This window comes from Roseovarius sp. SCSIO 43702, assembly GCF_019599045.1.
GTDB lineage: Bacteria > Pseudomonadota > Alphaproteobacteria > Rhodobacterales > Rhodobacteraceae > Roseovarius.
Genome location: NZ_CP080623.1, coordinates 2,739,289 through 2,763,664, shown reverse-complemented (window position 1 = coordinate 2,763,664; position 24,376 = coordinate 2,739,289). Strand labels below are relative to the sequence as shown.

25 protein-coding genes are annotated in these 24,376 nt (G+C 66.7%); 8 read left to right on the top strand and 17 right to left on the bottom strand.

Annotated elements, in window-relative coordinates:
• On the top strand, positions 1 to 927 hold the full coding sequence (locus K1T73_RS13715) for an FAD:protein FMN transferase (RefSeq protein WP_220601239.1): 927 nt from the start codon (positions 1 to 3) through the stop codon (positions 925 to 927).
• 30 nt (positions 928 to 957) lie between these two features.
• Here the strand turns inward: K1T73_RS13715 and K1T73_RS13710 are convergent, their stop codons facing one another.
• The gene (locus K1T73_RS13710; protein ID WP_220601238.1) at positions 958 to 2,586 is read right to left on the bottom strand and encodes an AMP-binding protein; all 1,629 of its coding nucleotides are present in this window, start codon (positions 2,584 to 2,586) and stop codon (positions 958 to 960) included.
• A 115-nt stretch (positions 2,587 to 2,701) separates the two neighbouring features.
• Between K1T73_RS13710 and K1T73_RS13705 the strand changes: the two genes are divergently transcribed.
• Together K1T73_RS13705 and K1T73_RS13700 are read left to right on the top strand one after the other, a co-directional pair.
• On the top strand, positions 2,702 to 3,370 hold the full coding sequence (locus K1T73_RS13705) for a sulfotransferase family 2 domain-containing protein (protein WP_220601237.1): 669 nt from the start codon (positions 2,702 to 2,704) through the stop codon (positions 3,368 to 3,370).
• A 148-nt stretch (positions 3,371 to 3,518) separates the two neighbouring features.
• A complete protein-coding gene (locus K1T73_RS13700) occupies positions 3,519 to 4,160 on the top strand; it encodes a Hint domain-containing protein (protein WP_220601236.1) in 642 nt (213 codons plus the stop codon).
• Positions 4,161 to 4,169: 9 nt separating this feature from the next.
• Here K1T73_RS13700 and K1T73_RS13695 read toward each other — a convergent pair whose 3' ends face one another.
• The 9 genes from K1T73_RS13695 to K1T73_RS13655 form a co-directional block, all read right to left on the bottom strand.
• Entirely contained in the window at positions 4,170 to 4,547 is a 378-nt protein-coding gene (locus K1T73_RS13695) for a response regulator (RefSeq protein WP_220601235.1), read from the bottom strand.
• On the bottom strand, positions 4,544 to 6,004 hold the full coding sequence (locus tag K1T73_RS13690; RefSeq protein ID WP_220601234.1) for a sensor histidine kinase: 1,461 nt from the start codon (positions 6,002 to 6,004) through the stop codon (positions 4,544 to 4,546). Before K1T73_RS13690 ends, K1T73_RS13695 begins: the two co-directional genes overlap by 4 nt.
• Positions 6,005 to 6,130: 126 nt before the next feature.
• Positions 6,131 to 8,326, bottom strand: coding sequence for a 3-hydroxyacyl-CoA dehydrogenase NAD-binding domain-containing protein (locus tag K1T73_RS13685; RefSeq protein ID WP_220601233.1), 2,196 nt, complete (start codon positions 8,324 to 8,326; stop codon positions 6,131 to 6,133).
• Positions 8,323 to 8,679: an endonuclease domain-containing protein gene (locus K1T73_RS13680; RefSeq protein ID WP_220601232.1), complete on the bottom strand. Its 357-nt coding sequence runs from the start codon at positions 8,677 to 8,679 to the stop codon at positions 8,323 to 8,325. The genes K1T73_RS13685 and K1T73_RS13680 overlap by 4 nt, the downstream gene beginning before the upstream one ends.
• Before the next feature lie 139 nt (positions 8,680 to 8,818).
• Positions 8,819 to 10,030 carry an acetyl-CoA C-acetyltransferase gene (locus tag K1T73_RS13675; RefSeq protein WP_220601231.1) on the bottom strand — a complete coding sequence of 404 codons (1,212 nt, stop codon included), beginning with the start codon at positions 10,028 to 10,030 and terminating at the stop codon, positions 8,819 to 8,821.
• Between the two features lie 17 nt (positions 10,031 to 10,047).
• Entirely contained in the window at positions 10,048 to 10,683 is a 636-nt protein-coding gene (locus K1T73_RS13670) for a glutathione S-transferase family protein (protein WP_220601230.1), read from the bottom strand.
• Positions 10,684 to 10,983: 300 nt separating this feature from the next.
• Positions 10,984 to 11,196 carry a hypothetical protein gene (locus K1T73_RS13665; RefSeq protein WP_220601229.1) on the bottom strand — a complete coding sequence of 71 codons (213 nt, stop codon included), beginning with the start codon at positions 11,194 to 11,196 and terminating at the stop codon, positions 10,984 to 10,986.
• Positions 11,197 to 11,298: 102 nt separating this feature from the next.
• Entirely contained in the window at positions 11,299 to 13,071 is a 1,773-nt protein-coding gene (locus tag K1T73_RS13660) for an acyl-CoA dehydrogenase C-terminal domain-containing protein (RefSeq protein ID WP_220601228.1), read from the bottom strand.
• Positions 13,072 to 13,097: 26 nt separating this feature from the next.
• Positions 13,098 to 13,508, bottom strand: a complete 411-nt coding sequence (locus K1T73_RS13655) for a MerR family DNA-binding transcriptional regulator (RefSeq protein ID WP_220601227.1) — start codon at positions 13,506 to 13,508, stop codon at positions 13,098 to 13,100.
• 227 nt (positions 13,509 to 13,735) lie between these two features.
• Between K1T73_RS13655 and K1T73_RS13650 the strand changes: the two genes are divergently transcribed.
• A complete protein-coding gene (locus K1T73_RS13650; protein WP_220601226.1) occupies positions 13,736 to 14,770 on the top strand; it encodes a PRC-barrel domain-containing protein in 1,035 nt (344 codons plus the stop codon).
• 61 nt (positions 14,771 to 14,831) lie between these two features.
• On the opposite strand, the gene K1T73_RS13645 is transcribed toward K1T73_RS13650, so the two are convergent.
• The gene (locus tag K1T73_RS13645; protein ID WP_220601225.1) at positions 14,832 to 15,206 is read right to left on the bottom strand and encodes a MerR family DNA-binding transcriptional regulator; all 375 of its coding nucleotides are present in this window, start codon (positions 15,204 to 15,206) and stop codon (positions 14,832 to 14,834) included.
• 169 nt (positions 15,207 to 15,375) lie between these two features.
• On the opposite strand from K1T73_RS13645, the gene K1T73_RS13640 reads away from it, so the two are divergent.
• The 3 genes from K1T73_RS13640 to K1T73_RS13630 are packed head-to-tail and all read left to right on the top strand — an operon-like array spanning position 15,376 to position 17,637.
• A complete protein-coding gene (locus tag K1T73_RS13640; protein ID WP_220603752.1) occupies positions 15,376 to 15,816 on the top strand; it encodes a PaaI family thioesterase in 441 nt (146 codons plus the stop codon).
• Positions 15,813 to 16,325 carry a PaaI family thioesterase gene (locus K1T73_RS13635; RefSeq protein WP_220601224.1) on the top strand — a complete coding sequence of 171 codons (513 nt, stop codon included), beginning with the start codon at positions 15,813 to 15,815 and terminating at the stop codon, positions 16,323 to 16,325. Before K1T73_RS13640 ends, K1T73_RS13635 begins: the two co-directional genes overlap by 4 nt.
• A complete protein-coding gene (locus K1T73_RS13630) occupies positions 16,318 to 17,637 on the top strand; it encodes an MATE family efflux transporter (RefSeq protein ID WP_220601223.1) in 1,320 nt (439 codons plus the stop codon). Before K1T73_RS13635 ends, K1T73_RS13630 begins: the two co-directional genes overlap by 8 nt.
• 4 nt (positions 17,638 to 17,641) lie before the next feature.
• On the opposite strand, the gene lepB is transcribed toward K1T73_RS13630, so the two are convergent.
• The 6 genes from lepB to K1T73_RS13600 form a co-directional block, all read right to left on the bottom strand.
• Entirely contained in the window at positions 17,642 to 18,292 is a 651-nt protein-coding gene (gene lepB, locus K1T73_RS13625; RefSeq protein WP_220601222.1) for a signal peptidase I, read from the bottom strand.
• Positions 18,289 to 18,633, bottom strand: coding sequence for an arsenate reductase (glutaredoxin) (arsC, locus tag K1T73_RS13620; protein ID WP_220601221.1), 345 nt, complete (start codon positions 18,631 to 18,633; stop codon positions 18,289 to 18,291). The genes lepB and arsC overlap by 4 nt, the downstream gene beginning before the upstream one ends.
• Entirely contained in the window at positions 18,630 to 19,700 is a 1,071-nt protein-coding gene (locus tag K1T73_RS13615) for a quinone-dependent dihydroorotate dehydrogenase (RefSeq protein ID WP_220601220.1), read from the bottom strand. The genes arsC and K1T73_RS13615 overlap by 4 nt, the downstream gene beginning before the upstream one ends.
• On the bottom strand, positions 19,697 to 20,035 hold the full coding sequence (locus K1T73_RS13610) for a DUF952 domain-containing protein (RefSeq protein WP_220601219.1): 339 nt from the start codon (positions 20,033 to 20,035) through the stop codon (positions 19,697 to 19,699). Before K1T73_RS13610 ends, K1T73_RS13615 begins: the two co-directional genes overlap by 4 nt.
• 95 nt (positions 20,036 to 20,130) lie before the next feature.
• Positions 20,131 to 20,961 (bottom strand): SDR family oxidoreductase, encoded by an 831-nt coding sequence (locus tag K1T73_RS13605; RefSeq protein ID WP_220601218.1) that lies wholly within the window; start codon positions 20,959 to 20,961, stop codon positions 20,131 to 20,133.
• A gap of 57 nt (positions 20,962 to 21,018) precedes the next feature.
• The gene (locus K1T73_RS13600) at positions 21,019 to 21,825 is read right to left on the bottom strand and encodes an SH3 domain-containing protein (protein ID WP_220601217.1); all 807 of its coding nucleotides are present in this window, start codon (positions 21,823 to 21,825) and stop codon (positions 21,019 to 21,021) included.
• A 142-nt stretch (positions 21,826 to 21,967) separates the two neighbouring features.
• Between K1T73_RS13600 and parC the strand changes: the two genes are divergently transcribed.
• Positions 21,968 to 24,289, top strand: a complete 2,322-nt coding sequence (parC, locus tag K1T73_RS13595) for a DNA topoisomerase IV subunit A (RefSeq protein ID WP_220601216.1) — start codon at positions 21,968 to 21,970, stop codon at positions 24,287 to 24,289.
• The last annotated feature ends 87 nt before the right edge of the window (positions 24,290 to 24,376 follow it).

Here is a 24,376-nt window from a genome sequence, read left to right as displayed (position 1 = left end):
ATGAGCACGATATCCCGACGCCGGGTCCTGACGATCTTCGCCGCGGCCACGGCCTTGCCCGCCGCCGCACTCGCCGGGTCCGACCTGCCGTTGCATACGTGGCAGGGGCGGGCGCTCGGCGCGCGCGCGACCTTGCGCCTGGCCCATGCCGATGCCCCCGCGATCTCGGCGCGGGTCGCGGCCGAGATCGACCGGCTGGAGGACGTGTTCAGCCTTTTCCGCCCGGAGAGCGCGCTGTCGCGACTCAACCGGCAGGGCACGCTCGAGACCCCGCCCTTCGAGCTTTTGCAGTGCCTGTCGCTGGCCGGGCGGGTTCATGACGCCACGGAAGGGCGGTTCGACCCGACGGTGCAACCGCTCTGGCGCGTTCACGCGGAGGCCGCCATCGCGGGGCGCGCGCCATCCGCCGCCGACCTGGACCGCGCCCGCGCCGTGATGGGCTGGGACGGCGTGGAGATCGCGCCGGACCGGATCACGCTCCGGCCCGGTGCGGCGCTGACGCTCAACGGGATCGCGCAAGGGGTCATCGCGGATCGCATCGCCGATCTTCTGGCGGCGGAGGGGCTCGACCACGTGCTGATCGACACGGGCGAATTCCGCGCTTTGGGTGGCGATCCGCGAGGCGGCGACTGGCCCGTGCGCCTCGCGGCGGGGGGCGAGGTGCCACTTAGATCGCGGGCCCTGGCCACGTCGGCGCCGCGCGGCACCACCTTCGGAGAAGGGCTGAGTGGAGAAAGCCACATCCTCGACCCGAAACGCGGCGCACCCGTGCCCGCGCGGTGGCGCGAGATCTCGGTTTCGGCGCGGTCCGCGGGCCTTGCGGATGCGCTTTCGACGGCTGCCTGCCTCTACCCGACCGAGGCCGGGATCCGGGCGGCACTGGGCCGGTTCAGCGGTTGTCGGCTCGAGAGCATCTCGAGAAGTTGAGGCGCCCCGCGGGCCGGACCCGAGGGCCGATCAGATCTCGGCCGCCTTCTTGCGAAGTTCGAATTTCTGGATCTTGCCGGTCGAGGTCTTGGGCAGCTCCTCGAACACCACGCGCTTGGGCGTCTTGAACCCGGCCAGGCGTTCGCGCGTGAAGGCGATGAGCGTGGCCTCGTCCACCTCGGCGCCCTCCTTCAGTTCCACGAAGGCACAGGGCACCTCGCCCCATTTCTCGTCGGGCTTGGCGACCACGGCGCAGAGCGAAACGGCGGGGTGGCGGGCGAGCGCGTTCTCGACCTCGATCGAAGAGATGTTCTCGCCGCCCGAGATGATGATGTCCTTGGCCCGGTCGGCGATCTTCAGGTAGCCGTCCGGGGTCTGGTAGGCGATGTCGCCGGAGTGGAAATAGCCGCCCCTGAAGGCCTCGCGCGTGGCGTCGGGGTTCTTGAGATAGCCCTTCATCACCGAGTTGCCGCGGATCATGATCTCGCCCTGGGTTTCGCCGTCCATGGGGATCTGCTCCATGGTCTCGGGATCCATCGAGGTGATCTCCTCCATCATGGGCATGAGGATGCCGGTGCGCGCCTTGATCGCGTAGCGGGTTTCGTCGTCTTCCTTGTCCCAAGCCTCGTGCCACATGCATTCCGTGACGTGGCCGTAGGTTTCCGTGAGGCCGTAGACCTGGCAGACGTCGAAGCCCAGCGGCTCGATCGCGGCGAGCGTGGCGGCGGGCGGGGGGGCGCCGGCGGTGAAGGTCTGCACGCGGTGGTCGAAGGGGCGGCGGTCGCCTTCCTTGGCGTTCACGATCATGTTGAGCACGATGGGCGCGCCGGCCATGTGGGTCACGCCCTCGTCCGCGATGGCGTTGTAGATATTGGCCGCGGTCACGTCCCGGCAGCAGACCACGGTCCCGCCCAGCATCGGCATCAGCCACGTGTGGTTCCAGTTGTTGCAGTGAAAGAGCGGCACGAGAGAGAGGTAGCGCGCGTGGCGCGGCACGGGCCAGGTGACGGCGGTGCCCATGGTCATGAGATAGGCGCCGCGGTGGTGATAGACCACGCCCTTGGGCCGCCCGGTCGTGCCGGACGTGTAGTTGAGCGCGAGGCTTTCCCATTCGTCCTCGGGCATGATCCAGTCGAACTCGGGGTCGGCCTCGGCGAGCAACCGCTCGTAATCCTCGTGCCGTCCGCTGACCGTGAGACCCGCCTCGGGGTCGGGAACCTCGATGATGCGGGGGCCGTCGCCCTCCATCGCCCCGATCGCCGCCTCGGCGAGGGGAAGGAACTGCGGATCGACCAGGACCGCCTTCGCCTCGCCATGGGTGAAGATGTAGGAGACGGTGTCGGCCTCGAGCCGGGTGTTGATCGTGTTGAGCACCGCGCCGCAGGCCGGCACGCCGAAATGCGCCTCGGCATGGGTGGGCAGGTTGGGGATGAGAGTGGCCACCACGTCGCCCGGCCCGATCCCGAGGCCCGCCAGTGCGGAGGCCAGCCGCGTGCAGCGTTCGTGGTAGGCGCGGTAGGTGAGGCGGGTCTTGCCGTAGACCAGCGCCTCGTAATCGGGAAACACATGGGCGGCGCGGCGCAGGTGCGACAGGGGTGTGAGCGGCACGAAATTCGCCTTGCAGCGGTCGAGCCCGGTTTCGTCCTTCATCCAGCCCATCGTGCCCTCCCTGATTCCGTCGCGGCTTTCCGAGCTTATTGCGTTTCTCGGGGTCGTCAAATTGCCGATTGCCGGGACGATGGTTTCGGCCGCTGTTTCGCCATAGGGTCGGAACATGATCGTCTCGCCCGGCCGCCGCTATATCTTCGTGCATATACCCAAGACCGGGGGCACCTCGCTTGCCCTCGCGCTCGAGGCGCGGGCGATGCGCGACGACCTCCTGATCGGCGACACGCCCAAGGCGCGCAGGCGGCGACGCCGGATCGAGGGGGTGACGGCGCGGGGGCGGCTCTGGAAACATTCGCGCCTCGACGACATTCCGGGACTGGTGAGCGACGAGACGATCGCGGAGGCCTTCGTCGTCACGATGGTGCGCAACCCTTGGGACCGGATGGTAAGCTATTACCATTGGCTGCGTGGGCAGGGCTTTGCGCATCCCGCCGTCGCGCTGGCGCAACGGCTGACCTTTTCGGAATTCCTGCACCACCCGCAGACCGAAGCCAGCTTCGCCGCGAACCCCTACGGCCGTTACGTGACCACCGCCGGGGGCGTGGAGCGGTGCGATCTTTTCGTGCGGCTGGAACATTTCGCGCAAGACGTGGCGCCGTTCGAGGCGCACCTGGGGTTCGACCTGACGCTGCCTGAGGCCAACGCGTCCGACCGGCAGCGGGATCATCGCGTCTATTACAGCGATGCGGACGCGGCGCGGCTGGCCCGGATATGCGCCGGGGATATCGCGCGCTTCGGATACGGGTTTGACGACGTTTCGGGAAACTTTGACTAAAATTTGACCGGCATTGTCCCGTCTGACGCATCAATGCCGGAAACTTGCCCCAATTCAGACCTTGGAGGGTCTCGAATCGCGCCGAATGATTCTCCGGCTGCTCAAGAAAAACCGGCGCGAAAGCCGACACCACGAGGGGATGAGGACGATGTTCGGACGCAAGACGGCGCTCAGTGGCGCGCGCGAGAGGATACGCGAAAAACGGCAGGATACGGGCGGGGCGCTGCATCTCACGTCCGGGATCATCGCGGGCACACTTGTCGCCACGCCGCGCGGCTGGCGGCGGGTCGAGACGCTGGAGCCGGGCGACCGGGTGCTGACCTTCGACAACGGGATGCAGGAGGTGACGCGGGTGGACCGGCAAGTGGTCTGGACCGGGGAGGCGCATTGCCCCCGTGATTTCTGGGCCGTGGACGTGCCCGCCGAGATGATCGGCAACGACGCGCCGGTGCGCCTGCTGCCCGGCCAGGCATTGATGGTGGAAAGCGACGAGGCCGAGATGCTCTATGGCGATGCCTTCGTCGTCATTCCCGCGCGCGCGCTGGCCGATGTTCCCGGTGTCGAGCGATCGCCCATCGACGGGCGCGTCACCAGCGTGGTGTTGCGCTTCGCGTCCGAGGAGGTCGTCTTTTCGAAGTCGGGCGCCCTCTACCTGTGCGCGGCGTCGCGCGATTTCCTCGATTTCGACGCGAATGACGGGGGATACGAAGTGCTGCCCGACACCTTGGCGCGCGACGTCATCGCGGCGATGGCGCCGGGTGAGGCGCCGCTTCGGCAACCGGCGGCGTAGGGCGGAAGCTCAGCGCGCGTCGATCGTGGTCTGGACGTAGTCTAGAAGCGGGCCGACCTGGTTCATGAAGACCGGTTTCCCGAGGAAGCCGTAGGGCTCGAACTCGGCGGCCGCGTCCATGACCTGCTGATCGAGATTGCCGCTCATGAAGATGCAGCGCACGCCGTGCGTGTCGTAGAGCCATTTCGCGACGTCGATCCCGCTGTCGCCGCCGGCAAGGCGGATATCCATGAAGGCCATGTCGGGACGTGTCTCGGAAAGGACGGCCCGCGCGGACTCGCCATCGCGAGCGGGCCCCAGGACAACATGGCCCAGCGCCTCGACCTCCATCTGCAGGTCGAGCGCGATGAGGAATTCATCCTCGACTATGAGGATATCGAGGCTCACGCCGGGGGCAGGGGAGCCACGATGGCGACCCGATAGCCGGTCTTCGCATTTTCCGCCGTCATGGTTCCACCTATCTGATCAACGATGCCCGCGATGATGCGGGTTCCGAGGCCGTCACTGCCGGGGGCGGCCGTGTTCCCGGTGCCGTCATCCGAGACCCGGACCGAGAGGCGACCCTCTTCAGCGGAGACAACGATTTCGATCTGGCCTTGTTCCCGCCCGGCGAAGGCATGTTTGACCGCATTGGTCACGAGTTCGTTGATCAGGAGCGCGAGCGAGATGGCGAGATCGGTGGGCAGGCGCAGCGGTGCGGCGCGCGCGGAGATGCGGATGTTGCGGCTTCGGGCCGACAGCCCCTCTTCGAGGAACTCGGCCAGTTGGGGAATGTAATCCTCGATCTCCACATGTGAGACCTGCGAGGAGCGATAGATCAGCTCATGCACCGAGCTCACGGCCTGCACCCGCATGGCGGCGCGGTTGAGATGCGCCTTGAGATCGGCGCCCCTGGCAGAGCCGGCCTCGATCCGCAGGATGCTCGAGACGAGTTGCAGGCTGTTCTTGACGCGGTGATTGACGTCGCCGAGAAGGATTTCCTTTTGCTCCAGCAGCCTGTTTCGTTCCTCCAGCGTTTCCTCGAGGAGGAGTTCGCGTTCCTTCGACCTGGTGAGGTCGATGGTCGCGCCGATGAAGCGGGTCGGCTGCCCGGCGCTGACGAGTATCTCGCCGCGGGTGTTGACCCAGCGTATCGCTCCGCCCGGCAGCTGGATCCGGTAGTCCACGTTGAGCGGCAGGTTGTTCCCGCTCTCCGACGTGGCCTTGGCGATGGCGAATTGCACGCGGTCCACATCCTGCGGGTGGATGCGGTCGAAGAATTCCTTGATCGGGTGCGTCGTTTCCCCCTCGTCGAAGCCGAAGAGCGTGGCGACCTCGCTCGACACGGTGGCGAGGCCGGTTGCGAAATCGAACTCGCCATAGCCCACGCCTGAGATCTTGGCGGCGAGGCGAAGCTTGATCGACTGGTTGCGCTGGTTGAGGTGATCCTCGGTCACGTCACGCCCGTCCTGGAGGATCGCGATCAGCCGGCCATCCTCGACGATGGGAATGTGGCTCAGTTGCCAATAGCGCACGGCATATCCCTTGTCGGGGTTCGACATGTCGCGGATGTCGTAGCGCGCGACGCCAAGGTCGTCGGTCTCCATCGTTTCGCGGACCCGGTCGAGGGATCTTTCGATCGCGCCGCCGCCATCGGAGTCCGCGTCGTCCGGATCCTCGGGGAAGACGTCGAAGAGGAACTTCCCGACGAGATCCTCGACGGCGTGGCCCGTCATCTCGCAATACCGCCGGTTGGCCCCCACGATCACCAGATCGGGATCGAGCACCAGGTAGGCGTTGGGCGCGTGATCGAAAAGCAGGGTGTGAAGCGGCCCGGTCTCGGGGGCTGAGTGTTTCCTGTTCACCTCGGACGCTCCGGTTAGGCGCGATGACTGCGCGACATTAGCCACCGGGGGCAGGGTTGTTCAAGCGGGGAAAACAAGGGTCGCGCGCCCCGGTCGCAGGTGGCCGGAGCGCGCGCGTGGCGGAGGTCAGGCCGCCGATTTCTGCTGGTCGAAGCGGTCGTAGAAGTCTTGCCCCTTCTCGGCCATCTCGCGCAGGAGGTCGGGTGTGCTGAAGCGCGCGCCGAACGCCTTCGTCAGCTCATCGCAGCGTTCGGCGGCATAGGGTGCGCCGATGATGTCGAGCCACGAGAATGGCCCGCCCGACCAGGGCGCGAAGCCCCACGCCAGGATCGCGCCCACGTCACCCTCGCGGATGTCCTCGAGCACGCCTTCCTCGAGCGCGCGCACGGCCTCGAGCACCTGTGCGAACATCAGGCGATGCTGCACCTCGATGAGGTCGGGCTGCTCCTCGGCATGGGGGTATTTCTCGGCCAGACCTTCCCAGTAGCCGAGGCGCTTGCCCTTCTCGTCATAGTCGAAGAAGCCCGCGTTCGACTTGCGGCCCAGCCGGCCTTCGCCTTCCATCCAGAAGATGATCTCGTCCACCGCCTCGTCGGGGTAGTCGTCGCCCATCGCCTGTTTCGTGGCGCGGGCGATCTTGGCGCCGAGGTCGATCGAGGTCTCGTCCACCAGTTGCAGCGGCCCCACCGGGAAGCCCAGCTGCCGCGCGGCGTTGTCGATGAGGGCAGGGGCCACGCCCTCGCCCACCATGCGGAGGCCCTCGTTGATATAGGGGATGATGCAGCGGTTGCAGTAGAAGAACCGCGCGTCGTTCACCACGATGGGCGTCTTGCGGATCTGGCGCACGTAGTCGAGCGCCTTGGCCACGGCGCGGGGGCCGGTCTTCTGTCCCTTGATGATCTCGACCAGCATCATCTTTTCCACGGGGCTGAAGAAGTGGATGCCGATGAACTGCTCGGGGTTGTCGCTGGCCTTGGCCAGTTCGGTGATCGGCAGGGTCGAGGTGTTGGTGGCGAAGATGCAGTCCTTCCCGACGTGTTTCAGCACCTCTTTCGTGACCTCGGCCTTGACGCCCACATCCTCGAACACCGCCTCGACGATGAGGTCCGCGCCCTTGAGCGCGCTGTAGTCGGTGGTCGCGGTGATGCGGTTCAGAGTGTCGGCCTTCTTCTCCTCGGTCGCCTTTCCGCGCTTGATGCCCTTGTCCATGTACTGGGCTGTGTAGGATTTGCCGCGGTCGGCCGCCTCCTGCTTCTGGTCGATGAGCACGACCTCCATCCCCGCCATGGCCGAGACGAGCGCGATGCCCGCGCCCATCATGCCCGCGCCCATGACGCCCACCTTCTTCACCCGCTGGTCCGGCACGTCGGGGCGGTTCGCACCTTTCTCCAGCGCCTCCTTGTTGATGAAGAGAGAGCGGATCATCGCGCTTGAGGACGGGTTCATCAGCACGTTGGTGAACCAGCGCGCCTCGATCCTGAGCGCGGTGTCGAAGGGCACGAGCGCGCCTTCGTAGACCGCCGACAAGAGCGCCTTGGCCGCCGGGAAGGCGCCCTGCGTCTTGCCGTTGACCATGGCCGAGGCGCCCACGAAGGTCATGAACCCGGCCGGGTGGTAGGGCTCGCCCCCGGGCATCTTGTAGCCCTTTTCGTCCCACGGCTTGACGATCGAAGGCTCCGAGAGAACCCATTCGCGGGCCTTGTCGATCAACTCATCCGCCGGAACGACCTCGTGAATGAGGCCGGCCTGCTTGGCCTTCTTCGGGTCCGAGAGCTTGCCCTCGAGCAGGAAGGGCGAGGCCGCCATCGCGCCCAGCAACCGGGTAAGTCGCGTGGTTCCGCCCATGCCGGGAAAGATGCCGACCATGATCTCGGGCAGGCCGATCTTGGCCTTGGGGTTGTCGGCGGCGAAGATGCGGTGGCAGGCGAGCGGGATCTCGAACCCGATTCCGAGCGCGGTGCCCGGGAGCGCGCAGGCGATGGGTTTGCCGCCCTTGTTCTTGTCGTCCATGCCGCCGCGCTCGATCTTGCGCAGGATGGCGTGGGCGCCCATGAGGCCGTCCATGAGGCCCTGGGCGGGATTGTCACCCGCGCTTTCCTTCATCTTGGCGATGACGTTGAGATCCATGCCGCCGGCGAAGGAGCCGTCCTTGCCGGAGGTGATGACGATGCCCTTGACGGCGTCATCCGAGAGCGCCTCGTCGATGAGCGCGTCAAGCTGGGGCCAGGCCTCCATGCTCATGACGTTCATCGACTTGCCGGGGGTGTCCCAGGTGATGATGGCGACGCCGTCGGCGCCGGTTTTCATGGTGAAATCGGTCATGTCGTTTCCCTTTCCAGTCGTGTCTCGAGGATGCGTGCCAGCACGCCCTCGGTGTTGTCGGTCACGTCGCTGTTCCAGACGCGCAGGACGTGGAAGCCTTCGCCGGTCAGCCAGTCGGTGCGCGGTGCGTCCTGTTCCGCATCATGCTGTCCGCCGTCGATCTCGATCACCAGCCGCGCGGAATAGTCGGCGAAATCGGCGATATAGGGGCCGATTGGAGCTTGCCTGCGGAAGTGGAAGCCGAAGGCGCGGTTGAGATCGCGCAGGCCGCGCCAGACGGTTCTTTCCGCAGACGTCATGTCGCGGCGGAGTGCCTTCGCGCGGGCGCGGGTTTCCGGCGTGATCCCGGTCATTGCAGCGGCCCCCCACCCCCGGCCCCTCCCCACGAGGGGGAGGGGAGGGTTGCGCGGCACGGTTGCGCCCTGTCCGTTCCCTCCCCCTCGTGGGGAGGGTCAGGGAGGGGGGCATATCGTGGGAGGAGGGCTGCAGACATCACACCCGCTCGATGATCGTGGCCGCGCCCATGCCGGACGCGATGCAAAGCGTGGCGAGGCCGGTTTCCTTGTCGGTGCGCTCCAATTCGTCCAGCAGCGTGCCGATGATGATCGCCCCCGTCGCACCCAGCGGGTGGCCCATGGCGATCGAGCCGCCGTTCACGTTGACCACGTCGGGATCGACGTCGAAGGCCTGCATGAAGCGCAGGACCACGGATGCGAATGCCTCGTTCACCTCGAAGAGGTCGATATCGCCGATCTTCATGCCGGAATCGGCAAGGATCTTCTGCGTCGCGGGCACCGGGCCGGTGAGCATGATCGTCGGATCGGTGCCGATCTTGCAGGTCTGGCGGATGCGCGCACGGGGCTTCAGGCCCCATTTCTCGCCGAACGCCCTGGACCCGATCAGCACACCGGCCGAGCCGTCAACGATGCCCGAGGAGTTGCCGGCGTGGTGGATGTGATTGATCTTCTCGAGATGCGGGTATTTCAGCTTGGCGACCGCGTCGAAGCCCGGCATGACCTCGCCCATCTGCTGAAAGCTGGGGTTGAGGGAGCCAAGCGCCTGCATGTCGGTGCCGGGGCGCATGTATTCGTCGTGATCGAGGATCGTCAGGCCGTTCTGGTCCTTCACCGCGATGATCGACTTGTCGAACCGCTTGTCATCCCAGGCCGCCTTGGCGCGTTTCTGGGATTCGACCGCGAGGGCGTCGGCCTGATCGCGGGTGAAGCCGTATTCCGTGGCGATGATGTCCGCCGAGATGCCCTGGGGGACGAAATAGGTCTCCATCGCGACGGAGGGATCGACGGCGATGGCCGCCCCGTCTGAGCCCATGGGCACGCGGCCCATCATCTCGACCCCGCCCGCGATATAGCCGTCGCCCGCGCCGCCCATCACCTGGTTCGCGGCGAGGTTCACGGCCTCCATGCCGGACGCGCAGAAGCGGTTGATGGCGAGGCCCGGAATGCTCTCGTCGAGATCGGAGGCCAGCACGGCGGTCCGCGCGAGGCAGCCGCCCTGTTCCTTCACCTGGGTCACGTTGCCCCAGATCACGTCCTCGACCGCGTGGCCCTCGAGTCCGTTGCGGTCCTTCAATGCGTTCAGCACCTCGGTCGACAGTTTCACGGCGGTCACTTCGTGCAGCGCACCGTCCTTGCGGCCCTTGCCACGCGGGGTGCGCACGGCGTCGTAGATATAGGCGTCGGTCATGTTACTCGTCTCCTTCTTCAGGCACGGTCAGCGGGGCTGCCGGGCATCAGGTCATAGGGGTGTTTCCAGCCGGGCAGGCCTTCGATGTTCGAAAGCCACCGGTCGATCTCGGGCCAGTCCGCGCGGTCGAAGCCGAAGGGCTCGGGGTAGAAGAGGTAGCCGCAGCAGGAGAGGTCGGCATTGGTCACGTCCTCGCCCACGATCCAGTCGCGGTCCGCGAGATGCGTGTCGAGGGTCTGGTAGGCGGCCTTGAGGCGGCCCTGCATGAAACCGATCACATCCCGGGGCCGCTTCTCCTCGTGCAGGAAATTCATCAGGAAGCGCGTCATGCCGGCCTGGCTGGAGAGCTTGTGGTTGTCCCAGAACATCCAGCGCATCACCTCGCGCGCCTCCTCGGGGGTGGCGCCGCCGAAGCGGCCGGTCTTTTCGGTGACATAGAGCTGGATCACGCCCGACTGGGTCAGCGTCACGTCGCCGTCGACCATGACCGGCACCTCGCCCATGACATTGAGCGCGCGGAACTCCTCGGTGCGCGAGGCGCCGCCGAAGAAATCCACGTGGACGGGCTCCCAGTCGAGACCCGACAGTTCGAGCGCGAGCGCGGCCTTGTAGGCATTGCCGGATTCGCCGAAGCAGTGAAGTCGGGTGGTCATGGTCCTAGTTTCCTCTCTGTGCGCGGGATGCACCGTCGAAGGCGGGGGTTTCACACCCCCGCACCCCCGTGGAGTATTTTCCGCAAGATGAAGGGGCGCGTTCATCTCTCGTTAACGCTGACGTGCCAATCTGGCCGTGCGTCACAGGCTGGAGAGCCGATGGGCGTGCAAGGTGAAGCCCCGCTCCCGAGACCGGTGCCATGAGGCCCGTGCCCGGGGCGGGGTGGACGCGCGCCCCTTCATCTTGCCCCGAATACTCTCGCCGAAGGCGGTCCCGCCCCATGCCGCACGCGCCCGGGATCATCGCTTGCGCGCCTCGAGTTCCGAATTGAAGATGCGCAGGCGGTGGCCGAACGTGTCCTCGTCGATCACGCTGTCGAAATTCTCGAAGAGGAACGAGAGCGCCTCGCCCTCGTCGAGGCCCGCCTCCTGCGCGAAGCGTTTGAGCCGGCGATAGCCGTCCTCGGTCATCGCGGCGTTGAAGCGGCGGGTCAGGCGGAAGCGTTTCGGCATGGTCCGGTCCTTCGCGTGAGGTATGCGTCCTTCCCATCCCGGGCGCCCGGCTGGACATCTGCCCGCCGGACGCGTCGGATGGGTCTTCTGCCCATCATGCCGTCAGAACTGCTCCGCGGCGAGGGTCATCACCGGGTCCGCCCCGCTTTCGATGCGCGCGAGATGCATCTTCGTGGCGGGCAGGCGGCGGGTCATGTAGTAGCGCGCGGTGGCGAGCTTGGCCTCGAGGAAATCGGCGTCGCCGTCACCGCGGGCCAGTGCCGCCTGCGCCGCTTTCGCCATATGCGCCCACATGAGGCCGAGGCAGACATGGCCGAAGAGGTGCATGAAGTCGGTCGAGCCCGCAAGTGCCGCGTTGGGGTTCTTCATGCCGTTCTGCATGAAGAACATGCCGGCCGCCTGAAGATCCTTGGACGCGGATTTGAGCGGTTCCACGAAGTCGGCCATGGGCTCGCCGTCATTCTCCTTGCAGAAGGTCTTGACCATGTCGAAGAAGGCCATGACGTGCTTGCCGCCGTCCTGGGCGAGCTTGCGGCCCACGAGGTCGAGCGCCTGCACACCGTTCGCGCCCTCGTAGATCATGGCGATGCGGGCGTCGCGGGTGAACTGCGACATGCCCCATTCCTCGATATAGCCGTGACCGCCATAGATCTGCTGGGCCTGCACGGTCATGTCGTAGCCCTCGTCGGTAAGGAAGCCCTTGATGACGGGGGTGAGCAGGGAAATCATGCCATGCGCGTCCTCGTCGCCGCCGCGATGGGCCCGGTCGATGAGCTGCGAGCCCCAGAGCAGGAAGGCGCGCGCGCCCTCGGCAAAGCTCTTCTGGTCCATGAGGCTGCGGCGGATGTCGGGATGCACGATGAGCGGGTCGGCGGGGCCGTCGGGATTCTCGGCGCCGGTGACGGCACGCCCCTGGAGCCGGTCCTTGGCGTAGTCGAGCGCGTTCTGGTAGGCGACCTCGGCCTGGGCCACGCCCTGCATCCCGACGCCGATGCGGGCCTCGTTCATCATGGTGAACATGGCGCGCATGCCCTTGTGCTCCTCGCCCAGGAGCCAGCCCTTGGCGCCGTCGTAGTTCATCACGCAGGTCGAGTTGCCGTGGATGCCCATCTTCTCCTCGATCTTGCCGCAGGAGACGCCGTTGCGCTCGCCGAGGCTGCCATCGTCGTTCACGAGGAACTTCGGCACGATGAAGAGCGAGACGCCCTTGATGCCCTCGGGGCCGCCGGGGATCTTGGCCAGCACGAGGTGGATGATGTTGTCGGCCATGTCATGTTCGCCCGACGAGATGAAGATCTTCTGCCCGGTGATCGCGTAGCTGCCGTCATCCTGCGGCTCGGCCTTGGTGCGCATGAGGCCGAGGTCGGTGCCGCAATGCGGCTCGGTCAGGTTCATGGTGCCGGTCCATTCGCAGGAGGCCATGTTGGGCAGGTAGGTCTGTTTCTGGTCATCGGTGCCATGGGCGAGGATCGCCGAGGCCGCGCCGTGGGTCAGGCCCTGGTACATGGTGAAGGCCTGGTTGGCGCCCGAGAACATCTCGCCCACCGCGGTGGCGAGGATATACGGCATGTTCTGTCCGCCGAACTCCTCGGGCAGGTCGAGCGCGGTCCAGCCGCCCTCGCGCACCTGGTCGAAGGCCGCCTTGAAGCCCGTGGGCGTGCGCACGACGCCGTTCTCGAGGTGGCACCCCTCGGTGTCGCCGACGACGTTGAGCGGGGACAGGACCTCGGAGGCCAGCTTGCCCGCCTCGTCGAGCACGGCGGACGTGAAATCGCGATCGAGCTCGCCATAGCCCGGCGTCTTGTCCGATGACACGTCAAGCATGTCGTGAAGAATGAATTGCATGTCTTTGACGGGGGCGGTGTAGCGGGGCATGGCGTCTTGTCCTCTGTCGGTCTTGATTATTCCGCGGCCTTCGTGGCCGGCTCGATGGAGCGCAGGATATTGCGCACCCAATCCATCTGTTCGCGCAGATCGTCGATGGCCTGATCGAGCTCGTCGCGCTGCGCCTGCATCGCCGCGAGGCGTTCGGAGGCCACGGCGAGCGTCTCTTTCATCTGGGTATATTGCTGATCGCCCGTATCGTAGAGATCGAGAAGCTGACGAATCTCCTCGAGACTGAAGCCGAAGCGCTTGCCACGCAGGATGAGCTTGAGCCGGGCGCGGTCGCGGCGCGTGAAAAGGCGCTTCTGTCCCTCGCGGCGCGGCGCGAGAAGCTCTTTCTGTTCGTAGAAACGCAAGGTGCGCGGCGTCACGTCGAACGTGTCGCACATCTCGCGGATGGTGGTGAATTCCTGGTCTGTGCTGGTCATCGTTTCTGTCCTGTGGTCACGGGGGTGTGGCGCCCGGTCGAGGAAGGTCGAGCGGCACCATAAAGGTCGATTGACGTTTACGTAAGTGCTACGTTGCGTCAATTTCAAGCCCCTCCCGGGGCGATTGCTCGCGCGATCTCAAAAAAACGTGAGCGGGGGCGGAACAGCCCGCATGTTTCCACGTTGGATGATCACGAGTTTCGAAGTGACACGTAACGGAGGTAACAATGAAACGTCTTTTGACAACAGCTGCAACAGCTCTCGTCCTGAGCGGTGGCACGGCCTATGCCGAGAACCACGACGCGATGGGCGCATATGAGTACAACGCCGAGACCGATTTCTACGCATCGGACCTGATCGGGATGCGCGTCTACAGCTCCGAGCAGGAGATGGCCGCGGAAACCGAGATCGAAGCGGAAGCGACGAGCGAGTGGGATAACATCGGCGAAATCAACGATCTCATCGTCAACTCCGAGGGCGAAGTGCAGGTCGCCATCATCGGCGTCGGCGGCTTCCTCGGCATCGGCGAAAAGAACGTCGCGCTGCCCATGGAGCAGATCAAGGTTCTGCATGAGAAAGGCGAGGGCGCGGGCCGGTTCCTGGTCGTGAACGTGTCCCAGGAAGAGCTTGAAAACGCGCCGGGTGTCGAACGCGAGCGTGACGGCATGGAGAATGCCGACACCGACGGCACTGTCAACGCCGAGCCCGAGGCCGAACAGATGGCCGAGAACGCGGCGGACGACGCGGAGCAGACCGCCGAGAACGCAGAGCAGAACATGGAGAATGCTGCGGAAGAAGCGGAGCAGAGCGCCGAGAACGCCGCGGACGAAGCCGAGCAGACTGCCGAAAGTGCGGCGGACGAAGCCGAGCAGACTGCCGAGAACGCAGAGCAGAATCTCGAAAGCGAGGCCGGCACCGAAACGGCAATGGATCGCCCGATGCTGACGCGCCCGAATGTCGAGCGTGAAGGCTATGCCGAGGTGACCAAGGTCGAGGAACTGACCTCGGATGCGCTGGTCGGCCAGTCGGTCTATGGCATCAACGACGAGAGCGTCGGCGAGGTCGGTGATCTCGTGCTCGATGAAAACGGCAAGGTCCAGCAGGCCGTCATCAACGTGGGTGGCTTCCTCGGGATCGGCGAGAAGGAGATCGCCGTGACCTTCGACGAACTGCAGATCCTGCGCGGTGAAGGCGATGACCTGAGGGTCTATATCGACTCGACCGAAGAGAAGCTCGAGGCGCAGCCCGAATTCGACGGCTAAGTTTCAGAGCATGAACAGGGAAAGGCGGTCGCGGTTGCGGCCGCCTTTTCTGTTGCGCGGGTCATGTGTCGGGCAAGTCGCCCGCTACCTTGTCGCGCATCTCGCGCAGCTCGGTCATGGCTTCGGACAGTTGCCGGTGCTGCCGGGCCAAGTCCTCGAGCTGACGGTCGGCAAGCTCGATCAGGCTTCGCATCTGGGCCTCGGTGCCCTCGCTTTCGTAGATCAGGAGCCATTGGCGGATCTCCTCGAGCGAGAAGCCCCATTTCCGGCCACGCAGGATGAGGGTCATGCGCGCACGTTCGCGCGGGCCGTAGAAGCGCGAGCGGCCCTCGCGCTCCGGCTCGAGAAGCTCGATATACTCGTAGTAGCGCAGGGTGCGCGGCGTCACATCGAATTTCGCGCACATTTCCTTGAGTGACAGGCGTTTGTCGGACATGGCGATTGCCCCGGTGGAGGGGAAAAGGTGTGTCGGAGCCCCAGCTTGCCCCAAATCCGGGACCGAATAAACCCCCGCGGCCGGGATCGGCCGCATTCGAGGTGGCGAACGGGTCCGGATGGGATTATTGAAGGCGCGACCGGACCCCAGGACGCGGAGCGTGACCGCCATGACCGACAAGCGCGACGCCGCCGCACGGCTCGAGAAGGCGCGCAAGTTCTTTTCCGCGCTGCCCCATGCCGTTGCCCTCGGGATGGAGCCCGAGGACATGGGGGGTGGCGTGGCGATCATGTCGATGCCCTGGCGCGAGGACCTGGTGGGCGACCCGGAGACCGGCGTGATCCACGGCGGCGCGGTGAGCGCCCTGATGGACACCGCCTGCGGGGCGGCCGCGATGTCGCATCCGAGGCTGATGGGCGCGACGGCGACGATCGGGCTCAGGATCGACTACATGCGTCCCGCGACGCCGCGCGCCACCATCCGCGTGCGGGCCGAATGCCACCACATCACCCGAAGCGTGGCCTTCGTGCGCGCCACCGCCACGGATGGCGACGATGACCGTCCCGTCGCGACCGCGACCGGGACATTCACCGTGCAGGGGGGGCCATGAGCGGACCGAGAAAACCCGAGCCGGTGCAGCAGGTGAAGCAACGGCGCGACGCGGCCCTAGCCGCGCTGGTCGAGGGCGTGCCCTACATCCGCTTCCTCGGCATCGTGTTCGAGCGGCGGGGTGACGAGCTCACGGCGCTGATGCCCTATGACGACAAGCTGATCGGCAACCCCCTTCTGCCCGCGCTGCACGGCGGCGCGACGGCGGCCTTTCTCGAGACGACGGCGATCATCGGGTTGAGCTGGGCGACGCTCTGGCCGCTGATCGAGAGCGGCGAGGTGGATGCAGAGGCGATGGCGGGCGGCACGATGCCGCGCCTGCCGCGCACCATCGACTTCACGGTGGATTACCTGCGCTCGGGCTTGCCGCGTGATGCCTATGCGCGCGCCCGTGTGACGCGCTCGGGGCGGCGCTATGGCTCGGTCCATGTCGAGGCGTGGCAAGACAACCGCGAGCGCCCCTTCGCGCAGGCGCAAGGGCATTTCCTGATGCCCCGGCAGGATGGCTGAACCGGCGCGGCCCATCACGCATGGGCGCGTCGCGCGCATCGCCTTTCCCATCGTCATCTCGAACGCCACGGTCCCGATCCTGGGCGTGGTGGACACGGGCGTCGTGGGCCAGCTGGGCGAGGCGGCGCCGATCGGCGCCGTGGGTGTGGGCGCCATCATCCTGACCGCGATCTACTGGATCTTCGGCTTCCTGCGGATGGGCACGACGGGTCTCACGAGCCAGGCGCAGGGTGCCGGGCGCACGGGCGAGGTGGCCGCGATGCTCACGCGCGCGCTGATGATCGGGCTGGGAGCCGGCGCGGCCATCATCGTCCTGCAATGGCCGATCTTCTGGGCCGCCTTCCGGGTCTCGCCGGCCAGCGCGGAGGTCGAGGGGCTGGCCCGCGACTACATGGCCATCCGCGTCTGGAGCGCGCCCGCAATGATCGCGATCTACGGCATCACGGGCTGGCTCGTCGCGCTCGAGCGGACGGGCGCGGTTCTGATGCTCCAGGTCTGGATGAACGGGCTCAACATCGTGCTCGACCTCTGGTTCGTGCTGGGACTCGGCTGGGGCGTCGAGGGCGTGGCAGTCGCCACATTCATGGCCGAGTGGAGCGGGCTTGCCCTCGGGTTCTGGCTTTGCCGTGATGCGTTCCGGGTGCCCGCCTGGCGCGATTGGCCGCGCGTCTTCGACGCCGACGCCTTGTCGAACATGACGGCGGTCAACATGGATATCCTGCTGCGTTCGCTCATGATCCAGACGATCTTCGTCTCGTTCCTGCTGCTCGGCGGCTGGTTCGGCGACGTGACGCTGGCCGCGAACCAGGTGTTGATGCAATTCCTGAGCGTGACCGCCTACGCGATGGACGGCTTCGCCTTCGCCGCGGAGGCGCTGGTGGGACAGGCCTTCGGGGCGCGTGACCGGTCCCGGGTGCGGCGCGCGGCGATCGTCGCCTCGCAATGGGCGTTCGGATCGAACCTGTGCCTGGCGCTCGCCTTCGCGCTGGCCGGGGGCGCGATCATCGACGTGATGACCACCGCGCCCGAGGTGCGCGAGGCGGCCCGTGTCTTCCTGCCCTACATGGTGGCCGCGCCTCTCGTGGGTCTTGCGGCGTGGATGTTCGACGGCATCTTCATCGGCGCGACCCGCTCGGCCGACATGCGCGACATGATGGCGGTGAGCCTGTTGATCTACGTGCTGGCAGCCCTGGCACTGGTGCCGACGCTCGGCAATCATGGCTTGTGGTGCGCGCTTCTCATCAGTTTCGTGGCGCGGGGCGTGACGCTTGGGCTGAGATATCCCGCGCTCGAACGGGCGTCGGGCGATTAGCGGGTCACTCCCGGATCTCGTCCAGAACGCCGCGTATGTTTCCGACCGGCACCGGGCCGATCCCGCCCGCCGCGAGCGGCTGGCGGCTGTCCATGGAGTTGTCGCGATGGTCACCCAGCACGAAGACGTGGCCCCGGGGCACGGTGACGGGGGGCATGTCGTCGAGCCATGTCTCGCCAAGATCGAGCACGTCGTAGGCCGCGCGGCCCAGCGTTTCGGTGAAGCGCGGGATGGCGCAGGTCTCGCCCCTCGCGGCGGATGGATCGCAGCGGGGAAGGGTGTCGGACGGTCCGTCCGCCGCTCGGCTCTGGTGGTAGTCGGAGGTTTTCCGGCGCGATACCGGCACGCCGTCGATGAGGATCACGCCGCGCTCGAGCGCCACGGTCTGTCCGGCGGTCGCGACGATCCTCTTGACATATTGCCTGTCGGCAGCGGGATGCGTGAACGCGATCACCCGCCCCGGCGCGATCTCCTCGGGCGCGGGCGCGGTGTGAAAGATCATGCACTGGCCCGGTTCGATCGTCGGTCTCATGTCCGCCGACGCGGCGGTGTAGCGGTCATAGGGGCCGGTCACGCAGCGAAGACAGAGGCACATGGCGCTGGCCATGCCCGGCACGATCAGCATCAGCGCAACGAGAGCAGCAGGCGCCTTCACAGGATTTCCAGCACCTGTTCGGGCGGGCGTCCGAGACGCGCCCTGTCGCCCTTGATGACAACGGGCCGCTCGATCAGGCGGGGATGCGCGGCCATGGCGGCGAAAAGGCGATCCTCGGGATCATCGCGGCGCAGTCCGAGTTCTCGGGCCAGCGCCTCGCCCGCGCGCAACAGGCCTCCGGCGCCGGTGCCCAGCATCTTCGCCACCTCGCGAAGTTCGGCCTCGGAGGGCGGGTCGTCGAGATAACGCCGCACCTCGTGCGCCTCGTCCCGCGCCTCGAGAAGCGCCAGCGTATCGCGCGATTTGGAGCAGCGCGGATTGTGCCAGATGATCGTGCTCACAGCCAAGTCTCCCTGTCGGTTCCCACTGCTTCGGCCACGTTCGCGAACCCGTCGCGCGCCAGGAGCGCGTCGAGCCCGCGCGCGATGCGCGGCACGAGGCTCAGCCCCTCGTAGACGAGGGCAGAATAAAGCTGCACGGCACTCGCGCCCGCGCGGATCTTGGCATAGGCGTCCTCGGCCGAGGCGACGCCGCCGACGCCGATCAGCGGCAAGGTGCCCCCGGTCACCTGCGACAGGTGGGCCAGAACGCGGGTCGACCGCTCGAAGAGCGGCCGGCCCGAAAGCCCGCCCGTCTCGTCACGATGCGCGCTGACGAGGCCATCGCGCGAAAGTGTCGTGTTGGTGGCGATGATCCCGGCGATGCCGGCGCCGCGGGTCACTTCGGCGATCTCGGCAAGGGCGGTCTCGTCGAGGTCGGGTGCGATCTTGAGAAAGACGGGCAGGCCGCGGCCGGTTTCGCCGGTGAGCCAGTCGCGCGCCTCCATGACCTTGCCCAGAAGGCCGTGGAGCGCCTCGGCGCCCTGAAGATCACGCAGGCGTTCGGTGTTGGGCGAGGACACGTTGATCGTCGCGAAATCCACGTGGCGTCCGCAATGGGCCAGCACGCGCGCGAAATCCTCGGCGCGGTCGGCGCTGTCCTTGTTGGCGCCGATATTGAGACCGATGACGCAGGTCTCGGGCCGTTGCGCCAGGCGCCGCGCGACCGCCTCCATGCCGTCATTGTTGAAGCCGAAGCGGTTGATGACGGCGCGATCCTCGGCCAGGCGAAAGAGCCGTGGGCGCGGGTTGCCCGGTTGCGGGCGGGGAGTGACGGCGCCCAGCTCGACAAAGCCGAAACCCGCGCGGGCCAGCGGATGCAGCGCGCGAGCGTTCTTGTCGAACCCCGCGGCAAGGCCCACGGGATTGGGAAGCGCCAGCCCGGCCACCGTGCTGGCGAGCCGGGGCGAGGTCACAGTGCCCGGACCGGTCGCAAGGCCCGCGCGAAGCGCCCGGATCGCCCAGTCATGCGCGGTTTCGGGGTCGAGCCGGTGCAGCGCGTAGAGGCCGAGCCGTTCCAGCGCACTCATGCGAGGCCGGGGGGAAACTGATGCTGGCCGCCGACGAGCGGAAGGGGTTGCGCCCAGATCACGTCGGTCAGGCGCAATTCGCGGTAGAGATGCGGAAAATTCTCGCCGCCGCGCGAGGGCTCCCACTTCAGTTCCGAGCCCATCGCCTCGCTCTCGGCGGCCACGAGCATCAGGTCGCCCGCGCCTGCGAAATGGCGCCTTGCCGTCTCGGGCGCCTGCGCCACGGTCGAGAAGTGGATGTAGCCGTCGGCGAGGTCTACCGGGGCGCCGTCGCTGTGGCCCTCGGCGCGCAGCCGGTCCCATTCGGATCGCCGCAATATCTTCAAGATGATCATGACCCGAAGTGATGCCCCGCCACCCGCGCCCGGTCAAGCGGCAAGCGCTCCCGTCGGCTTCAAGGCCGGACCAGGGCCTTGCGTCAGGCGCTGCCCTAACCCGCCTTCGCGATCACCGCGTCGAGCCAGCGGGTCGGCAGGAGCCGCTTCAGCGTGCCCATGAGGTAGGTCGGCGTCGTCACGTAGTAGCGCGCGCGGGGCCGACGCGCCTCGAGCGCGTGGACGAGCCTGCGCGTGACGGCGGAGGGCGGCAGCTCGAACGTGTCGGGGCCGCTGCTTTCGTAGAGACGGTGGCGCAGCCGCGCGTAATCTTCGCGCCGGGGGGCGTTTTCCCAGTCGATCCAGCGCTCGAAATGGGGGATCGCGTTCTCGCGGATATTCGAGGTGACGGGGCCGGGTTCGATCAGGCTGACATGGATGCCGGTGCCGCGCATCTCGATCCGCAGCGTGTCCGAGAGACCCTCGAGCGCGAATTTCGAGGCGTTGTAGGCGCCGCGCCAGGGCATCGTGACGAAGCCCAGAACCGAGGAGCATTGCACGATCCGCCCATGCCCCTGCGCGCGCATCACCGGGATCACGGCGCGGGTCAGCGCGTGCCAGCCGAAGAGATTGGCTTCGAAGATCGCGCGGAGCGCATCGGTGGGCAAATCCTCGACCAGGCCGGGATTGGCGAAGGCGCCATTGTTGAAAAGCGCGTCGAGCCGTCCGCCGGTGGTGTCCAACACCTGGGTCAGGGCCGCGTGGATGCTGGCCTCGTCCTGGTAGTCGAGGCGCGGACTTTCAAAGCCTTCGGCGCGCAGGCGGTCGCAGTCCGCCTCCTTGCGGCAGGCCGCGAAGACGCGCCAGCCACGTGCCCGGAGACCGTGGGCGGCATCGTACCCGATACCGGAGGAACAGCCGGTGATGAGAATGCTTCTGTCACTCATGCGCGCGACCATGCGGGGACTGCGCGGACGGCGCAACGAAAAACGGCGTGGCGGCACTCAGTTGCTGGCGGTGACGAGCCAGTCGGCCATGTAGCCCACCTGGCCGGTCTCCTCGACCTCGAGATGCAGCCAGCCGTTGCCCAGATCCTCGAGCACGCGCACGCGCGCGCCTTCGGCGAGCTGATCGACGCGGCCATAGGACGTTCCCGGCCCGGCCCGCATGTTGACGAGATTGCCGGTCACGCGGCGGATATCGGCGGCGGCGCTGTCGGCCACGGCGACCTGCGTGACCCCGGAGGCGGAACTGCCTTCGTCACCGGCACCGGAGGCGCCGGTCATGTCGATCCTGAGCGCCGCGCCCAAGGCGCCGAACCCGTTGGCGTTACCCGACGAGGCAAGTGTTACCTGCGCGCCATCATCCGCCTGCTGCGTCACTTCGGAAAGCCCGATGACCGACGTCGTGACGCCGGCAGCAGGGGTGTCCGCCTCACGGGTGGCCGCTGCGGGAATGACGGTGGCTTCGGTGGTGGCGGTGATGCCGGCGCCTTTTTCCTTCTCGAGCGCGGCCGTGAGGGCGGCATCGATGGCCGCGGCATCGACCTCGTCCGTGTCGCGCGTCATGGTGCGCGTCGTGGCCACGTCGAAATCGTCTGCCTTTTCGTCGCCCTTGTCGCCCTTGTCGGTGCGTCGGGCCGGGGTGGCCGCGTCGGCCTCGGCCACGCGGGTCAGTGTCGCTGCCCTGTCGCGCTCACGCTGCATGTGCGCCTGGAGAGAATCCTCGTGCGGGCGGTAGTCGGCACCGCCGCTCAATTCGTAGAACGCAAACCCCAGAAAGCCGAAGCTCACCACTATGAAACGCCACATATCATCCCCCCGGACGGGAGCGGCGAATACCGCCGCCCTTATGTCATCCTACACGATTCGGTCCGGCCCCTGACGGGAAATCGCCATCGCCTCGTTCCGAAGCGCCTTTACCGTCGCATCGCCCGAAGCTATCAGGTCGGTCATGAGCGACCTTCTGGACGATCCCGACATGACCCCCGACGAGGTGGCCGAGCCGTTGCGCCGTGCCATCGGCGAGCGCTATCTCACATATGCGCTCTCGACGATCATGCACCGGGCGCTGCCCGATGCGCGCGACGGGCTGAAGCCCGTGCACCGACGCATCCTTTATGCAATGCGCGAATTGCGCCTGGGTTCCACGGGAGGGTTCCGCAAGTCGGCCAAGATCTCGGGCGACGTGATGGGGAACTACCATCCGCACGGGGATGCCGCGATCTACGACGCGATGGCGCGGCTCGCACAGGATTTCGCGGTGCGCTATCCGCTGGTGGACGGGCAGGGGAATTTCGGCAATATCGACGGCGATAACCCGGCCGCCTCGCGCTATACCGAGGCCCGGATGACCGCCGTGGCCGAGGCGATGCTCGAGGGGCTGGCCGAGAACGCGGTCGATTTCCGCGACAACTACGACGGCACGCTGACCGAGCCGGTGGTCCTGCCGGCGGCTTTCCCGAACCTTCTGGCCAACGGGTCGAGCGGGATCGCGGTGGGGATGGCGACCAACATCCCGCCGCACAACATCGCCGAGCTGATCGACGCCTGCCTGCATCTCATCAAGACGCCCGATGCGCGCGACGACACGCTCCTCAACTATGTTCCCGGCCCCGACTTCCCGACGGGCGGCGTGATCGTGGAGCCGGCCGAGAACATCGCGCAAGCCTATCGCACCGGGCGCGGATCGTTCCGCCTGCGCTGCCGCTGGGAGACCGAGGATCTTGGCCGTGGCCAGTGGCAGATCGTGGTGACGGAAATCCCCTACCAGGTGCAGAAATCCAGGCTGATCGAGAAGCTGGCCGAGGTCATCCAGACCAAGAAGGTCCCGGTGCTCGCCGATATACGCGACGAGAGCGCCGATGACGTGCGCATCATCCTCGAGCCGCGCTCGAAGAACGTCGATCCCGAGATGCTGATGGGCATGCTCTACCGCAACTCCGACCTGGAGGTGCGCTTCTCGCTCAACATGAACGTGCTCATCGACGGCCTTACGCCCAAGGTCTGCTCGATGAAGGAGGTGCTGCGCGCCTTTCTCGATTTCCGGCGCGAGGTGCTGGAGCGCCGCTCGCGGCACCGGATGGAGAAGATCGACCATCGGCTCGAGGTGCTGGAGGGGCTGATCGTGGCCTTCCTCAATCTCGACCGCGTGATCGACATCATCCGCTATGACGACGAGCCCAAACCCGCGCTCATGCGCGAGGACTGGGGCCGGGAGTTCGTGCGCGCCCGCGACGAGGCGGACTACGTGCCGCCCGCGCCGGGCGATCACGAGGGGTTGAGCGACGTGCAGGCCGAGGCGATCCTCAACATGCGGCTGCGCGCATTGCGGCGGCTCGAGGAAATGGCGCTTCTGGCCGAGCGTGACGCGCTGATGGAGGAACGTGCGGGGCTCGAGGACCTGCTCGAGGACGTCGGGCTGCAATGGGCGGCGATCGCGGATCAGCTTCGCGAGGTGAAGGCGACCTTCGGCAAGGGCTACACGCTTGACGGGCGCAACGTGGGCGCGCGCCGCACGACCTTCGCCGAGGCGGGCGAGATCGAGGAGGTGCCGCTCGAGGCGATGATCGACCGCGAGCCGATCACGGTCGTGTGCAGCCAGATGGGCTGGATCCGGGCGATGTCCGGCCATGTGGACCTGGCCCGCGAGTTGAAGTTCAAGGATGGCGACGGTCCGCGCTTCATGTTCCATGCCGAGACGACCGACCGCCTGCTGGTCTTCGGGTCGAACGGGCGGTTCTACACCCTGTCGGCGGCGGCGCTGCCCGGCGGGCGGGGCATGGGCGAGCCGCTGCGCCTCATGGTCGATCTGCCCAACGAGGCCGAGATCGTCGATCTCTTCATCCACGTGCCGGGGCGGAAACTCCTCGTGGCGTCCTCGGCAGGCGACGGCTTCATCGTACCCGAAGACGAGGTTCTGGCGCAGACGCGGGCCGGGAAACAGGTGCTCAACGTCCGGGGCGAGGCGCAGGCGCGACTTTGCAGGCCCGCCACGGGGGATCACGTGGCCGTTGTGGGCGAAAATCGCAAAGTATTGATTTTTCCATTGGAAGATCTGCCGGAAATGGGAAGAGGCAAGGGTGTGAGGTTGCAAAAGTACAAGGACGGCGGCTTGTCGGATGCGATAACCTTCACGCTTGAGGAGGGGCTGAGCTGGCACGATCCGGCCGGACGGACGCGCACCGAGACCGCGCTGGCCGAATGGGTCGGCAAACGCGCGAGCGCGGGTCGCATGGCTCCGCGCGGCTTCCCGAGGGACAACAGGTTCACCTGACCTGCCGGGCGTGATCCCGCGCGGCAACGGCGGGGCCCGAATGCGAGATGATATCGCGGAACCGTGAGCATTTTTCGGCAGGTCGCG